Here is a 15,923-nt window from a genome sequence, read left to right on the forward strand (position 1 = left end):
TCTTACTGGCCGTTGCCGACAATGAAAGTGGTGGATGCGCCGGTCGTCTTGTCGGTCGTCGTCACTTGCAGATTGCCGCCGGTGACTTGCGTGATCGCAATCGAGAAGTTGCCCGTGTTGATGGTGCCCGGATGCAGCGTGCCGTCGGTGCCCACGATCGAACTCGAAATCGACGACGCCACGCGCGACAGAATCGCCTGCTGCAGCTGCGTGTTGAACTGATCGAGCGTGGACTGTCCGCTCGTGCCGTAATCCGCGAGCGACGGATCTTTGTATTTGTTCTGCGCGTTCGCTTCGTTCAACAGATTCACGCCGTTGAGCGGATTGCCGCCGAAGTTGGGATTCACCGGCTCATAGACGAGCGTCGTCGCGTGAGCGGCAAGCGGCATCATAAGCGGCATCGAGAGCGCGCAGGCGAGCATCGCGCTGCGGACAAGCGCCTTGGTTTTCATCGTGTTCCCCGTAGTTGGCCGTGTTGCTTTTATTAGAGTTCGTCGTTCGCCATGTCGGCGTCGCGAAAGAGCAGGCGTGTGAGGTCTGCCTGCATGACGTTCTGGAACGCCACCTGTGCCGCGCCTTCAGCCACCGGCCGCACGTTGGCCCGCGCGATCGGCAAGAACGCCTGAAAGACGCGACGCTGACCGAACTCGACCCATACGAGGCTGCCGTAGCGCGCGGAAGGACGCTCGTGGACCGACACGACGTAACGCTCGCTCAACGGAATCGCGCTCCATGCCTGCGCGAACCAGTTATAGAAGTCCTGTCCCGCGAGCGTCACCGTGTCGGTGGTGACGACACCGCCGAGCGCATCGTCGAGCGGCTTCTGGCCCGTGACATCGGCTGTACGGGCGCGTGGCGTTCCCGCGAGCGTCGCGCTCTTCTCCAGCGACTCGGATGCGTTCACCGTGCCGCGCGGCGAAAGCGGCGCACCGTTCGCGGCGGGCAGCGGCGTCGTCTTGCCGACCGGACTCGGCGTCGGCGTCGTCGGAAGCGAAATGAGCGGCTGCGCGGCAACGGACGGCTCTGCATGCGCGGCCGGGACCGATTCGGCGTCCTGAGCATATGCGTGGCTTGCTACGGCCGATAAAGCAATGATGCACACTGCGATTGCACGCCTTTGGCCAGGCTGCTTTCTCTCTCGCTGCATGACTTCCCCGTATGTCCTTGGCCGCTATGGTGCCGCCTTCAGACGTTGCTTGTTGTTATTCGTTAGACGGAACGGATTTTGCGTAAAACGGCCGAGTCGATATGTGGCATGCGCCACATTAGTCTGAGGAAAGTTTCGATTTTTGTAATGCGCTCGGGGATTGAATGAAGTTGAGCGAGCTCGATCGCCGACGAAACGTTTGCGCAAACGATAGTGTGGGATCGAGCCGTCGTGACTGCGCGAGAGTGTGGTTGCAATGCGACGTTCGTTGGTCGCACGCGTGGTTTCGCGGGCGGGCTGTAGTGGGTGGACCGGAAAGCGATGAAGGACGTGCGCATCGGGACACGCAAATGCTTTGCATGTCTAAGTGAATTGCAAAGCCACGCGGGCCGGCGTGGCGTTTGACCTCACATGCGATCCACCGCAATCACCGCATCGGCGAACGCCTTCGGCGCTTCCTGCGGCAGATTGTGTCCCACGCCGCCGCCCACGTCGATATGCCGGTACTTGCCCGTGAACTTCTTTGCATACGCGGACGGGTTCGGATGCGGCGCGGCGTTCGCGTCGCCTTCCATCGTGATGGTCGGAACCGTAATCGGCGGCGCGGCCGCGAGGCGCTTCTCGAGCGCGTCGTATTGCGGCTCGCCTTCGGCAAGCCCGAGCCTCCACCGATAGTTGTGAATGACGACTGCGACGTGATCCGGGTTATCGAACGCCTGCGCCGAGCGCTCGAACGTCGCGTCGTCGAAATGCCACTCCGGCGATGCCGTTTGCCATATCAGCTTCGAGAACGCGCGGCGATTCGCTTCATAGCCCGCGCGGCCGCGTTCGGTCGCGAAGTAGAACTGATACCACCACGCGTACTCCGCTTTCGGCGGTAACGGCGCGCGATTCGCTTCCTGACTGCCGATGAGATACCCGCTCACGGACACGAGCGCCTTGCAACGCTCGGGCCACAACGCCGCGACGATATCCGCCGTGCGCGCGCCCCAGTCGAAGCCCGCGACGAGCGCCTTCTGAATGCGCAGCGCATCCATGAGCGCGATGATATCGACGGCGACGACCGCCTGCTGTCCGTTGCGCGGCGTATCGGCCGAGAGGAAGCGCGTCGAGCCATAGCCGCGCAGATAAGGCACGATCACGCGATACCCCGCGGCGGCAAGCATCGGCGCTACTTCGACGAAGCTATGAATGTCGTACGGCCAGCCATGCAGGAGGATGACCGGCGGACCGTTTTCGGGGCCGACTTGCGCATAGCTGATATTGAGCGTGCCGGCATTGATCTGACGGATATCGGCAAAGGAAGTCGCGCTCGTTGTCGCCGCCGACTGTGCGCGAACGAGACCGCTGAGGCCCAACTGCATCGCGCCGATGCCTGCCATCGTCGCACCGAGCAGGCGGCGGCGCGAGCCGTTGATGTTCTCCGTCATGTCACTCTCCCGAAAGTGTCGTCGATGAGCGCATGATGGATGCGTCGCGCCGTCCGAGCAAGAGCAACAAAGTTCACGTATCGTTGCTTGATGAACAACGCTCACGGACGGACACAGGGTCATGCGAGAGATCAATCAGCAGCGTCTGCGCTACTTCAACGAGGTGCTCGCGCACGGCACCATTCGCGGCGCGGCGGATCGTCTGAACACGTCGCCTTCGGTGATTGCGCGGCAAATCAAGTTGCTCGAAGACGAACTCGACACGCTGCTGTTCGAACGTCAGGCGCGCGGCGTTCGGCCGACGGAGGCTGCGTTTCATCTGCTCGAATTCTGGCGCGGGTATCGTTCGCAGCAGGAGAAGCTGGAGGATCAGCTACATGCGTTGAAGGGGCTGCAGCAAGGCAAGATCAGGCTTGCGGTGAGCGAGGGTTACGTCGACATGCTGGTCGACGACGTCCTCGCGCCGTTCTGCGCGCGTTATCCGGGCCTCGACGTAACGGTGGAGATGCTGGCCGTCGATGAGATCATCGAGGAGGTCGCGCAGAGCCGCGCGCATATCGGGCTTGGGTACAACCCGCCGCCGCACCCGCGCATCGAGGTCCGCGCAAGCTCGGCGCAGCCAGTGGTACTGCTTGCACGGCGCGATCATCCGCTCGTCGAACGCGGCGGCGTCGCGCGCGTCGACGACCTGCGCGATTATCCGCTCGCGCTCATGCCGCCCACGTTCGGCATCGGCCATGTCGTGAAGATGGTCGAACTGGCGGAGGGCGTCTCCATCCGCGCGACGCTCACGACCAACTCGCTCACTGCATTGAAACGCATCGTGAGCGCGGGAGACTTCATCACGTTGATCGGTGCATTCGCTGCATATCGCGAGATTGCGAGCGGCGAGATGAAGACCGTGCCCATTGCGCATCCCGTCTTCGAAAACATTCAGGCGCGCGTGCTGTTGAAGGCGGGCAGGCCGCTCGCGGCCGGACCGCAGGCGCTGCTCACATGGCTGCTGGACGCCATGCCGATGTTCGCGCAACGTGACAAGCGCCGCAAGCGCTCAGCAAAGTGATGCGACGGCGTTGCGCGCAGCCTCAACGCACGCCGTCTGCTTCCACGCAAGCGGCCTGCTCCAGCAATGCTTCGAGCGCAACCGGCCGCGAGCGCAGAAAGCCCTGCATCTTGTCGCAACCGGCTTCTTTGAGGCGCTCCAGTTGCTCGTGCGTCTCGACACCTTCGGCCACCACGATCACGCCGAGCTTGTGCGCGAGATCGATCACGCCTTCGACCACCGTGCGCGTCATCGCATCGGTGGCGATGTTATCGACGAAGGACTTGTCGAGCTTCAGCACATCCGGCCTGAAGCGCGCCAGATAACTCAGGCTGGAATAGCCGGTGCCGAAATCGTCGATGGCGATGCGCACGCCCAGCGCGCGCAGTTTCGACAGGACACCCTGCGCGTCGTCGACATTCTCGATCAGCGCGGACTCGGTTATTTCGAGCGTGATGCAATTCGCGTCGATGCCCGATCGCTTGATGACATGCTGAAGCACGGGAACGAGCCGTGGATCGCGCAACTGCTTCGGCGACACGTTCACCGCGACCGACCGCACCTCGGGCACGGATGCGGCAAGGCGCCGTGCCGCCTGCACGGCTTCGCGAATGATCCAGTGCCCGGCCTCCACGATGAGCCCGCTTTCTTCCAGCACGGGCACGAACGCAGCCGGCGAAATGAGACCGAGCAGCGGATGCTGCCAGCGCAATAGCGCCTCGACACCGACGAGCCCTTCCGTGTGGATGGAGTATTGCGGCTGATAGTGCAGAACGAACTGGTTGTCGCGAATGGCGCCGTGCAACTCAGTCTCGAGATGGGCGCGCGCGAGGTCGTCCTTCTCGCGCTCGCCGAACACGCGAAAAGCGTTGCGGCCCGCGCGTTTCGCGGCATACATGGCCATGTCCGCGCTGATGAACAGCGTCTCGGGCGTACGGCCATGCTCGGGGTACAGCGCGACGCCGATCGAGCATGTCATGTTGACGGTCTTGCAGCCTGCCTTGATCGGCCGGCTACAGGCAAGCGCAAGCCGTCTGCACGCGCGCTCGATGCGTTCCTGATCGAATGCGCCGGGAAGAACGATAGTGAACTCGTCGCCGCCCGCACGCGCTGCCACTGCGCCTGGCGGCATGGCCTCGCCGATGCGTTCGGCAATCGCCTTGAGCACGGCATCGCCCGCGCTGTGGCCCGCCGTATCGTTGATGGACTTGAAGCGGTCGATGTCGATGAACAGATACGCGAACGGCTCGCCCGACGCGCATCGCTCGACGAGCGCATGCATCATCGCGTTGCGGTTGTGCAGTCCGGTGAGGCTGTCGGTGTTCGCAAGGCGATTGAGCGCCTGCAAGTTCATGCGTTCTTCGGTCGCGTCGACGCACACGCTGACCACACGCGAGACCGCGCCGTCTTCGCTGACAGGATAGATGTCCGCGCGCACCCAGCGCGTGCGGTCGCCGGCAAGACACAAACGGAAATAGCTCTGCGACGGCGCGCCGCTATTCACGGCATCGCGCATCTTGGCGCGCAGGCCCGGCATGTCCTCGGCATGCACGCGCTGCATCCACGCGGTCTTATCGCTTTCGAGCGCGGCCACGGGCATTTCCCACATGCGCTCGAACGCCGAGCTCACATGCAACAGGTCCTTGAAGTCGTGGCTCGCGGTCCAGAACACGGCATCGACATGGTCTTCCATGTCCTTCTGCACGCGCGCATTGCCGCGCAGTTCCTCGATGAGATCGACTTCCGCCGTGATATCGCGCGACTTGCAGAGCACCGCGACGACGCAGCCTTCTTCGCCATAGACCGGCGCGAACGTGGACGTCCACCACTTCGGGGAGCCGGCCATCGTCGGACAGGCGCCCGAGAACGAAACGGACCGGCCCGCCTTCGCGTGTTCGAATGCCGCCCGCGCGTCTTCGCCGTCCCACAGCGCAAGCCAGTCGATGCCGACGATCTCCTTCGCATCCGCCGCTTCGAGGAGCCGCGCGCCGACATCGGAAATGCAGATCACGCGACCGTCGAGATCGAGCAGCTTGATGCAGTCTTCGGCTATCGAAAGCAGCCCGTTCGAGAACTGCTGCGCGGCAAAGAGCTGCCGCTTCGATCGCAGCATGCAATGCACGACCGCCACGGCTGCGGCGCACGCCGCGCTCAGGACAAGCGCGCACGCATGCGGCACGAACGGCGTCACGCACGCGACGAGCGCCGCGCCCAGCACCGCCAGCGCGTAGGCGTCGAACCGGCGCGCGCGTTCCACGTACGGCAGTCGCCGCGCGACGCTATCGCCGATCGCTCCGAGAAAATCGCTCGCTCTTTCCTGCACTGCCGTAGTCCCTTTCCGCCGTGAGTGCGGCGTTGCTCGCTGCTTAACGGCGCGATGCGGAAAGTCTTGAGGCGGGCAATGCTCCGGAGAAATGCGGAGAAACCTGTCTTTGCGTGTCGCTCAATGCGTGTGCTGCACGCCTTTTAAGGCCGACGCGATTTCCCTCGCCAGCGTCTCCGCGCGATACGGTTTGCTCAGCAGCGTCACATTGGGACGCAGCACGCCGTCGCGCAGAATGATGTCGCGCGTGTAGCCCGAAACGTAGATGACGGGCACGGGCCGCGGCTGCGCGAACGCCCATTCCGCGAGATCGGCGCACTTGATCTTGCCGGGCATCACCACGTCGGTCAGGATGAGGTCCACGCCGACGCGGCTTTGCAGCACGCTCATCGCGGCATCGCCGTTCGCGGCCTTGAGCACGGTGTAGTGCAAGGCTTCGAGAATGGCGACTGTCGAGGTGAGCACGGCGGCATCGTCATCCACCACGAGCAGCGTCGCGCCGCCCGTTTGCGTGGCGAGCGGGCCGCCGGGCACGGCCACGGCTTCCTGTTCGAAGCTGCGCGGAAAGTACAGTTCGACCGTGGTGCCCGAGCCCACCGTGCTCGATATGTCGATATGTCCGCCCGACTGCTTCACGAAGCCGAACACCATGCTCAGGCCGAGGCCCGTTCCGTGGCCTTCGGGCTTGGTCGTGAAGAACGGCTCGAACGCGTGTTCGAGCACGTGAGGCGCCATGCCCGCGCCGGTGTCGGATGCGCAGAGCCGCACGTATTCGCCGGGGCGCACGTCCTTGCCTTCGCACGCCGCTTCGTCGAGCACTTCGTTCGAGCAGGTCAGCGTGAACTTGCCGTCGCCGCGAATCGCGTCGCGTGCGTTGATCGCGAGATTGAGCAGCGCGTTCTCAAGCTGATTGCGGTCGACGCAGAAGTTCCAGGCATCGTCCGGCAAGTGCGTGCCGATGGACACCGACGCGCCAACGGCATGCTGCAACAGTTCGCGGATTTCACCGAGCAGGCGGCGCGGATTGATGACCACCGGCGACTGCGGCTGCCGCCGCGCGAACGACAGCAGTTGCGAGGCGAGTTTCGCGCCGCGCTCCACGGCCTCCATCGCGGCATGCACGCGCTCGGGCACGCGCGGGTCCATCGGCGGGAGATACTGCAGCAGTTGCAGATTGCCGCTGATGGCTTGCAGCGTGTTGTTGAAGTCGTGCGCGACGCCGCCTGTCATCGCGCCGAGCGCCTCCATCTTCAGGCTCTGACGCAGTTGCGCTTCCACCGCGATGCGCGCGGCGACCGCCTCCGATATCTTGTCTTCGAGCCCGCGCGTGAGTTCCTTCAGGCTCTCTTCCGCGATCTTGCGATCGTGAATGTCGACGAGGACGCCAGGAAAGCGCAAAGGCCGGCCGCGTTCGTCGTAGTCGCAGCGGCCGCTCGCGAGAATCCACATCCATCCGCCGCCGGGCGTGCGAATGCGGTATTCCGCGCGATACGGCACGCCGTCGCGCACGGTGCGCTCGATCGACTCGTGCACATGCGCGCGATCCGCCGGATGCATGATGTCGAGCGCGGCTTCCAGCGGCCAGCCCTCCGCTATCTGTTCGAACGGAACCGAGAACGTGCGCGCGAAGCGTTCGTCGCCCAGCACGCGGTTCGACCCGATCTCCCACACGAACACGCCGAGCACGGCGCCCGAGTTGAGCGCGAGATTCAGGCGGTCGTTGGCCTCGCGCAATGCGGCTTCCGCGACCGCGCGGTTGTGTTCGAGCAGCACGCGCTCGGTCGTATCGACGACGATGGCAAGCACGCCCGCGGGCGTGCCGTCGTCGGAAGCTACGGGACTGTAGTGCAGATCGAGCCACACTTGCGCCGGACGGCCGTGGGTCGCGAGCACGAAGCCGATGTCGTGGTACGACAGCGATTCGCCGCTCAAGCACGAGTCCACGACATTGCGGTTGAACTCCGACGCTTCCGGCCAGGCTTGCTCGATCGGCATGCCGAGAATGCCGGGATGCCGCACGCCGGAGAACTTCGCGTACGCGTCGTTGTAGAGCAAGGTGCCCTCTTCGCCCCATAGCACGGCCATCGGCAACGCATTGCGCAGCATCACCTGCACGACGGAGCGCAGCGCCTGCGGCCATTCGCCGATGCTGCCGAGCGGCGTGGTCGACCAGTCGAAATCGCGAATGGCGCGGGCTGTCTCCCCGACCCATGAATCGAGCTGAATTGAATCGATGGTGGTAGACGTCAAGGCCGGCCTTTTTGTCGAGTTTTTGCGCACGGAGCCTCACTCAAGAGCCGCGCGCTTCATGCGAGAGCATAAGGGCTATTGCGCTCGCACGCGCAAAAAAGACGCTTGACGTCATGCGCGCCGCGCTGAACCTTCAGGAAGAATGGCGTGCCTCAAGGCGTCTTCGGCCGGCGCACGACACGCACTTTGGCGGCGCGTCCGCCGCCGCAAAAGAAGCGGTCATGCCCATCTGATTCGAGCCCCGAGATGCTCGCGCCCTCGGGCATGTCGAGCCTTTCGAGCACATGGCCCGTGGCCGGATCCACGTGCCGCAACTCGCTTTCATCGCCTTCCCATGTGGCGTGCCACAACTCGCCTTCGACCCACGTCACGCCCGTCACAAACCGGTTCGATTCGATGGTGCGCAGAATCTCGCCGCTCGTCGCATCGATCTGATGGATCTTGCGGTCACGGTACTGGCCGACCCACAGCGTGCCTTCGCCCCACGCGAGGCCCGAGTCCGCGCCGCCGCCGGGCGCCGGAATCGTCGAGACGACGCGGCCCGTTCGCGGGTCGATCTTCTGGATGCGGTCTTCCGCGATCTGATAGAGATGCTCGCCATCGAAAGCCGTTCCCGCATGAGCCGCGACAAGGAGCTTGCGTTGCGGCTCGCCCGTCTCGGGATCGAACGCGTTGAGCGTATCGCCTGCCGCGAACCACACCGCATGGCCGTCGAACGTGACGCCGTGCACGCCTTCCACATCCGGAAAAGGCCCGTATTCACGGATGATTTCTGCTTTCGCGCGTTTCATGGCTCGGTCCTCTCGTCGCGCATCGGTCGATGCATGGCGATGATGCTAGCCGCTCGCGAGATCGGCGGGGAGTAACAAGGCCGACGCGAATCCCGGCGTGGGCGGCGCGAGCCAGCGGCGCGCCCGACCGCGGCCGAACGACTGCACCTTGCCCGACGCGGCCAACGTTTCCAGCGCGCGTTGCACCGTGCGTTGGCTGGCATTGAGCGCAAGCGCGAGCGCGGAACTCGACCACGCTTCGCCGTCAGCCAGACAGGCGAGCAGCGGCGCGTGCGCGTCGTCCAGAGGCCGCGCGAGCACCGCCACATGTGCTGCTCGATGCGGCGCGAGCGCGTACCCGTCGCGCGTGGCCCGAATCTGCGCCAGTGGCCGCAGCAGCGTGCGCAAGCGTCCCATCTCGACCCGCAGCCGCGCGCGATGCGTCTCGTCCGCGTGACGCATGCGAAACGCGGATGCGATCAGTCGATCGCGCGGTACGTCGTCGGGCGATGCCTCGCCGAGCATGCGTGCGAGCGTGAAAAGCACCGGGCGCGTGGCGAGCGAGACGAGCGTGTGCGCATCGCGCACGGCATGGCGGCAGGCGTCGATGACGAGCGTGTTCGATGCGAACAACGCCTCCACATCGTCCAGCAGGACAAGACGCGTCTCGCCTTGCGCGATGAGCCGCGCAGCGGGCGTATCGAGCAGCGCGCGCGCATGGTCCACTTCCGCGGACAGCGCGGCAATGCCCGCGACTCGCGCGGCTTGTCTCGCGCGATCCAGCGCGGCGCGGGCTCCTTGCGCCTGAAGACGGCGCATGGCGATGCCCGCTTCGATCAGCGCATGCGCGGCAAGCAACGCGGGCGGAAGCGCGGATGCATCGAGCGCGCGAAGCGCTTCTTCCGCTTCGTCGATGCGCCCGATGAGGAGCGCGCGTCGCACGTCGAGATAACGCGCGTGCGCCGTGTTGATGCGATCGCCGTGCGCTTCGAGCGTCGCGCGCGCATGGTCCAGCGCCTTCGCGGGCCACGCGAGTTCGCGCGATGCGAGCGCAATCTCGGCTTCGGCCACGACGCAGCGGGCGCGCGCCACCGCTTCCCTCGCGCCGAACCCGCGAGACGCGCGCCTGAGCAGCGCCTTCGCACGCGGGAAGTCGCCGAGCTGCGCCATCGCGATGCCGCGCAGCGCGAGCGCGGGAGCATCGTCGCGCAGTGCCACGCGATTCAGCGCGCCGAGCGGATCGCCCGCCGCGAGCGCGCGCGCCGCCGCCGTCATCAACGAATCCATGCGAATCCCGACACGCTTGTCACTCCCCCGCGTCCGATGCCCCGCACTAATCTAACACCATGCATGGCGCGCTTTGCAATGGATCCCAAACCGGTGCGCACGCACCGCCGCACAACGGAGGCAACGCAAATGACGACTCACACCACTGCGACACACCATGAATGGCTCGCGGCACGGCTCGATCTGCTGAAAGCCGAAAAGGAGCTCACGCGCCGCAGCGACGAACTCGCGCGGCAACGTCAGGCTTTGCCGTGGGTTCGCATCGACAAGACGTATCGCTTCGTTACCGAAGCCGGCGATGCCACGCTCGCCGACCTCTTTGGCGGGCGCTCGCAACTGCTCGTCTATCACTTCATGTTCGGACCGGACTGGAGCGCGGGCTGTCCGTCGTGCTCGTCGATTGCGGACTGCTTCGATGGCTTCGCCGTTCATCTCGCGCATCACGATGTCGCGCTATGGGCGGTCTCGCGCGCGTCCATCGACAAGCTCGCGGCCTATAAAAAGCGCATGGGATGGCGCTTTCCGTGGGCGTCCGCGAAGAACGGCGAGTTCAACTACGACTTCAACGTGTCGTTCACGGAGGCGCAGCAGCGCGCGGGCGACATCGAATACAACTTCGCGCGCGGCGGCCACGCGATGGACAGGAAGGACGCGCCGGAACCCGTGAAGGCATTCGCCGCCGCTTGCGGCACCGACGCGCCGACCTTCACGCGCGATCGCCCCGGCATGAGCGCATTCGCGATGGAAGACGGCGTCGTCTATCACACGTATTCGGCGTATGCGCGCGGGCTCGATGCGCTCTGGGGCATGTATCAATGGCTCGATCGCGCGCCGAAAGGACGCAATGAGAACGGCATCTGGTGGAAGCGCCATGACGAGTACGCCGACTGATCTCGTCATGCTGAGCGGGGACGAGCGGCGCGGACTCGTCGCGCTGCTTGCCTTCGCTTTCGCGCTCAGTGCCGCATTGCTCGCCGCGTGTCATGCGTGCATGCCGTCGATGGACTGGGCGCGTCCTTGCGGCCAGACGCCGCTCGGCGCGGCAGTCTCCTTCGTCGCAGCGTGGGCCGTCATGATGAACGCGATGATGCTGCCGCCCTTCGCGCAGACGTTGTGGCGCTATCGCCGGTGCGGCGCGGCGGCGCTTGCGCTCATGACGGCCGGTTATGTCACGGCATGGTCGATGACCGGCATCGCGATGTATCCGCTCCGCACGACATGGAGCGTGCTCTTCATGACGAAGCCCGTAACAGGCGGCGCCGTGATCGTGCTTGCCGGCATGGTGCAATCGAGCCGATGGAAGGCGCGCCGTCTCGCGCGTTGCCGGTCCATCAGCGAGCATCGCTCGACGATGCTTGCATCGTATGAACACGGGATATGGCACGGCATGCAGTGCATTGCATCGTGCGCGGCGCTCACCGTGGCTCTATGCGTCGCAGGCATGACCGACTCGCGAGCAATGGCCGCGGTGACGTTCGCCATCGCCGCCGAACGCCTGCTGCCTTTCGGGCATCGCGTGGCGAAAGGCATTGGTGTACTGATGATCGCAGCGGGCGCGGCGTGGATGCTTCACGCCGTCGCATGAAATAAAACGATCGGCCGTGCGCTTTGCTCATCCATGTTTTCCCGGACTCAAGCGCGGCGCGCGGCGGTCGATATACAAGGGTCGATGGATTCCCTCGGCCGCGCAGTGGGCGCAGCATCGCCGCCTGGAGCGTGAATGACGCGATGCAGCCATTTCGGGGAATTCATGTTTTCGACTATCAAAGGGCGGCTGGCTTTGGCCATGACGCTGCTGAGCGCGCTCTTGATCGGTATCGGCGTGCTCGGGCTCATCGGCATGACACACGCGAACTCGGTGACGCATGATCTGTTCACGAACGAAATGCCGAGCGCGGTTTCCGTCGGCAACGCCGAGATGTTCATGGCACGCGAGCGTCTGAGCTTCGACCGCGCCGCCTTGAACGTGGGCACGAGCGCGGCCGAAGATGCCATCGGGCGCGGCGCGCTCATGCGCAAGACCTCCGACGAAGCCTGGGCCAAATACGCATCGCTGGCACAGGATCCGGAAGAAAAGGCGCTCGGTGAGAAGTTCAATCAGCAGCGTCTCGCGATGCAGAAGCTGATCGACGAAGGCTACGCGGACGTGCGCGCGAAGGACCAGGAGAAGATCACCGCCGACGCCAGCGCCATGCAGGCGGCGTTCAACGAGTTCGCCAAGACGGGCGTCGCGCTGCGCAAACTGCAGTTCGAATCGGCGCAACGCGCCTACGACGCGGGACAAGCCCAGTTCGAAACCTTCCGCCTGTTGAGCATCGCGGCGATCCTCGCCGGCGTGGCCGCTGCGATCTATTCGTGGGCGTCGCTGCGCCGCCGCATCGCGCGTCCGTTGGATGCCGCGCTCACGCAGTTCAGCGCGATCGCATCGGGCGATCTGCGCCGCGAAGTGACGGTCAGCTCAAACGATGAAATGGGCCAACTGCTGCGCGGCCTTTCGATGATGCAAGCGAGCCTCATCGACACCGTGCGTTCGGTACGCTCGGGCAGCGAGTCGATCGCCTCTGCAACGAAACAGATCGCAGCGGGCAATATCGACTTGTCATCGCGCACCGAACAGCAGGCTTCGGCGTTGCAGGAAACGGCGTCGAGCATGGACGAACTCACGGGCACGGTCAAACAGAATGCCGACAACGCGCGTCAGGCGAGCAAGCTGGCCGCCAATGCGTCGGAGATTGCGAGCAAGGGCAGCCATGTCGTGTCGCAAGTCGTCACGACGATGGGCGAGATCAATCAAAGCTCGGCGAAGATCGCGGACATCATCACCATTATCGAAGGCATCGCGTTCCAGACCAACATTCTCGCGTTGAACGCCGCCGTGGAAGCGGCGCGCGCAGGCGAAGAAGGACGCGGCTTCGCTGTCGTCGCAGGTGAAGTGCGCTCGCTCGCGCAACGTTCGTCGGCGGCGGCGAAGGAGATCAAGGAACTGATCGACACATCGGTGGAGCGCGTGCAGTCGGGCAGCGCGCTCGTCGACGAAGCCGGCCGCACGATGACCGAAATCAGCGGCGCGGTGCAGCGCGTGACCGACATCATGGGCGAGATCGCGGCGGCATCGGAAGAGCAGAGCAGCGGCATCGATCAGGTAGCCCGCGCCGTGACGCAGATGGATGAAGTGACGCAGCAGAACGCGGCGCTCGTCGAGGAAGCGGCAGCCGCCGCGCAATCGCTAGAGGACCAGGCGGCGGCGCTGCGCACGGCGGTGGAGACGTTCAGGCTGCGTGAGGCTGCGTGAGGTTGCGTGAGCGCGCAAGGGGGCGCGTGCGCGCTTCGCTTATCGACCGCACCGCCCGATTGCAGCAGCATCGTCGCGCGTGTTGCCTGCATGTGCGCGAATGCGATCGGCGAGATCCACTGATGGCGCTTCGTACGAGTAGCAGTACGGCGGCTTCGGCACCTTGGCCGGCTGCTCGTCTTGCAGCACCGCTTTGGCGTCGCCGAGGTACAGGTTGTCGCGTACCGAAAGAAACGCCTGATAGCCGTGCGTGTACCCGTAGAGCGACTTCGTGCGCTCATAGTGTTCGCGATCCGATTCGCCATTGACGAGGGCGCTGCGTGCCGGCGCCTGCGGAATGTAGCGGCAATAGTTCGCGTTGACGCCTTCCACCGTCGGGAAGTAAGCCGGCTCCGTGCAAGCGCGATGCGCGGCGTTCGAAAAGATATTGCCTTCGACGAGCGCCCTCGCCTCCAGGCTGAAGCTCATGCCGTAGAAGTCCCAGTTCTCGATGAGATTGTTATAGAGGTGGACCGTCCCGAACTGCGCGCGCGGGTTACGCTGCATGGTATCGACGAAGTAGCTATGGTGAATTGTCACGCGTGCAATCGCATCGCGCTCGTAGTTGGCGAAGAGATTGTCCTCGGTGATGTTGTTGACCAGCATCACCTTGTCGTCATCGTGAAACTTCACCCACGAGACCGTGACATCCGTCGAGCCGTTCTTCACGTTGACGAGCCGGGCCGCGAACCGCGAAAGATCGAGGTGATCGATCCACACATCGTGCGAACCATTGCCGATGTCGATCGCCTGCGCGAACGTGCGCAAGCGGCCGTCTATCGTCAGATGCGTCACGATGACGTTCGCGCTGCCATAGATGTCGAAGCCGTAGTCCAGCAGTTCCACCATGTGTCCGCGTCCGTCTATCGTCACGTTCGACGGCACGCGAAGCATCGACGCAAGCGTGATCTTCATATCCGACGCGAAGCGAATCCAGGTCGGTCCGCGCGCATGTGCGAGCGCATCGCGCAATGATCCGGGCCCGGCGTCCGCCGCCGACGACACAACCACCACTTTGCCGTCCAGCCCGCCCGTCGCCGCGCGGCCATAGCCTTCTCGCTGTTGCAGAAGCTCGGACACCATCGCGCAATCCGCGGTCGCGCGCTCGCATGCATCGCGCGGCGCGGCGGATGCCGTCATGCACGCGGCCATCGACGCACACGCAATCATGCGAACGATGCACGTCCTCAGCGCCCAGCGAAGGCGCTCACTGTTCGTTGAGATCTTCATGACGCACGCACCCGCTTCGTGTTCGTCAGGAAATCGACGTACCACGGCAGCGCCTCCTTCATTCCCGCGCGCAAATCGACGAGGGGCACGTAACCGAGTTCGCGCTGCGCCTTCGACACGTCCGCTTGCGAATGGCGCACGTCGCCTGCGCGGAAATCGCGGTGCGCCGGTTGCTTGTGATACACATGGCCCAGTCCCGCGAGACCGTCGCGAATCACATGGAAGAGGTCGTTGAGCGTCGTGCGTCCGCCGACCGCGACGTTGTAGACCTCGCTCGCAGCGAGCTCCGCGCGAAGCGCCGCGCGCAAATTCGCCTGCACGACATTGCCGACATAGCAGAAGTCGCGGCTCGTTTCGCCGTCGCCGTTGATCTGCACGTCTTCGCCCGAAAGCATCGCGGCAATCCACTTCGGAATCACCGCCGCGTACGCGCCCTCCGGGTCCTGCCGCGGGCCGAACGCGTTGAAGTACCGCAGGCCGATGCAGGCGAAACCGTAAGTGCGCGCATATACGCTCGCATAGATCTCGTTCACGAGCTTGGTGACGGCATACGGTGACAGCGGATTGCCTATGCGCTCCTCGCGCTTCGGAAGATTGGGTTCGTCGCCATACGTCGAACTAGACGCCGCGTACACGAAGCGGCGCACGCCGGCCCGCCGCGACGCATCGAGCATGTTCAGAAAGCCCGTTGCATTGACATCGTGCGACGCAAGCGGGTCTTTCACCGAGCGCGGCACGGACCCGAGCGCAGCCTGATGCAGCACGAAATCCACGCCGTCTACCGCGGCATCGCACGCGCGCGCGTCACGGATATCCGCCTCCTGAAAGCTGAAGTTGCGCCAGCGCGTTTCGCCGACGCGCGATCTGATCTCATCGAGATTGCGCTGATGGCCGGTCGCGAAGTTGTCCATGCCGCGCACTTCCTGCCGGAGCACGAGAAGCGTCTCGACAAGATTCGATCCGATGAAGCCCGCCGCGCCCGTCACGAGCCATCGAAAGCGCTGTGCAGCGAGCGCATCGCGCAAGCCGGATTGCGACTCGTGCAGCAGCCATGCCGGCATCGTCGACTCATTCAACAAGGTTTCTCTCTGCATAAGGTTCTGCTCAGTTGAT

General features: G+C 64.5%; 13 protein-coding genes. 4 read left to right on the plus strand and 9 right to left on the minus strand.

Annotated elements, in window-relative coordinates; genetic code table 11:
- Positions 1-2 precede the first annotated feature (2 nt).
- The 3 genes from LDZ24_RS27040 to LDZ24_RS27050 form a co-directional block, all read right to left on the minus strand.
- Entirely contained in the window at positions 3-452 is a 450-nt protein-coding gene (locus tag LDZ24_RS27040) for a curli assembly protein CsgF (RefSeq protein ID WP_248324418.1), read from the minus strand.
- Positions 453-484: 32 nt separating this feature from the next.
- Complete coding sequence (locus LDZ24_RS27045) at positions 485-1,102, minus strand: CsgE family curli-type amyloid fiber assembly protein (protein WP_248324419.1); 618 nt, start codon at positions 1,100-1,102, stop codon at positions 485-487.
- Positions 1,103-1,554: 452 nt separating this feature from the next.
- The gene (locus LDZ24_RS27050; RefSeq protein WP_248324420.1) at positions 1,555-2,577 is read right to left on the minus strand and encodes an alpha/beta fold hydrolase; all 1,023 of its coding nucleotides are present in this window, start codon (positions 2,575-2,577) and stop codon (positions 1,555-1,557) included.
- A 121-nt stretch (positions 2,578-2,698) separates the two neighbouring features.
- Here LDZ24_RS27050 and LDZ24_RS27055 point away from each other — a divergent pair, with 121 nt between their 5' ends.
- Positions 2,699-3,640 carry a LysR family transcriptional regulator gene (locus LDZ24_RS27055; protein ID WP_248324421.1) on the plus strand — a complete coding sequence of 314 codons (942 nt, stop codon included), beginning with the start codon at positions 2,699-2,701 and terminating at the stop codon, positions 3,638-3,640.
- Positions 3,641-3,662: 22 nt separating this feature from the next.
- Here the strand turns inward: LDZ24_RS27055 and LDZ24_RS27060 are convergent, their stop codons facing one another.
- The 4 genes from LDZ24_RS27060 to LDZ24_RS27075 all read right to left on the minus strand — a co-directional run bounded on the left by LDZ24_RS27060 (position 3,663) and on the right by LDZ24_RS27075 (position 10,249).
- The gene (locus LDZ24_RS27060; protein ID WP_248324422.1) at positions 3,663-5,942 is read right to left on the minus strand and encodes a bifunctional diguanylate cyclase/phosphodiesterase; all 2,280 of its coding nucleotides are present in this window, start codon (positions 5,940-5,942) and stop codon (positions 3,663-3,665) included.
- A 120-nt stretch (positions 5,943-6,062) separates the two neighbouring features.
- A complete protein-coding gene (locus LDZ24_RS27065; protein ID WP_248324423.1) occupies positions 6,063-8,192 on the minus strand; it encodes a PAS domain-containing sensor histidine kinase in 2,130 nt (709 codons plus the stop codon).
- A gap of 152 nt (positions 8,193-8,344) precedes the next feature.
- Complete coding sequence (locus tag LDZ24_RS27070; RefSeq protein WP_248324424.1) at positions 8,345-8,983, minus strand: PQQ-binding-like beta-propeller repeat protein; 639 nt, start codon at positions 8,981-8,983, stop codon at positions 8,345-8,347.
- A gap of 45 nt (positions 8,984-9,028) precedes the next feature.
- Entirely contained in the window at positions 9,029-10,249 is a 1,221-nt protein-coding gene (locus LDZ24_RS27075; RefSeq protein WP_248324425.1) for a helix-turn-helix domain-containing protein, read from the minus strand.
- A gap of 129 nt (positions 10,250-10,378) precedes the next feature.
- Here LDZ24_RS27075 and LDZ24_RS27080 point away from each other — a divergent pair, with 129 nt between their 5' ends.
- The 3 genes from LDZ24_RS27080 (at position 10,379) to LDZ24_RS27090 (ending at position 13,541) form a co-directional block, all read left to right on the plus strand.
- The gene (locus LDZ24_RS27080; protein ID WP_248324426.1) at positions 10,379-11,140 is read left to right on the plus strand and encodes a DUF899 domain-containing protein; all 762 of its coding nucleotides are present in this window, start codon (positions 10,379-10,381) and stop codon (positions 11,138-11,140) included.
- Positions 11,121-11,834 carry a DUF2182 domain-containing protein gene (locus LDZ24_RS27085; RefSeq protein WP_248324427.1) on the plus strand — a complete coding sequence of 238 codons (714 nt, stop codon included), beginning with the start codon at positions 11,121-11,123 and terminating at the stop codon, positions 11,832-11,834. The genes LDZ24_RS27080 and LDZ24_RS27085 overlap by 20 nt, the downstream gene beginning before the upstream one ends.
- 201 nt (positions 11,835-12,035) lie before the next feature.
- Positions 12,036-13,541, plus strand: coding sequence for a methyl-accepting chemotaxis protein (locus LDZ24_RS27090; RefSeq protein WP_371747502.1), 1,506 nt, complete (start codon positions 12,036-12,038; stop codon positions 13,539-13,541).
- Between the two features lie 39 nt (positions 13,542-13,580).
- On the opposite strand, the gene LDZ24_RS27095 is transcribed toward LDZ24_RS27090, so the two are convergent.
- Positions 13,581-14,720: a polysaccharide lyase family 1 protein gene (locus LDZ24_RS27095; protein ID WP_248324429.1), complete on the minus strand. Its 1,140-nt coding sequence runs from the start codon at positions 14,718-14,720 to the stop codon at positions 13,581-13,583.
- An 86-nt stretch (positions 14,721-14,806) separates the two neighbouring features.
- Positions 14,807-15,871: an SDR family oxidoreductase gene (locus LDZ24_RS27100; RefSeq protein ID WP_248324430.1), complete on the minus strand. Its 1,065-nt coding sequence runs from the start codon at positions 15,869-15,871 to the stop codon at positions 14,807-14,809.
- Positions 15,872-15,923: the final 52 nt, after the last annotated feature.

The organism is Caballeronia sp. Sq4a (genome assembly GCF_023170545.1).
GTDB lineage: Bacteria > Pseudomonadota > Gammaproteobacteria > Burkholderiales > Burkholderiaceae > Caballeronia.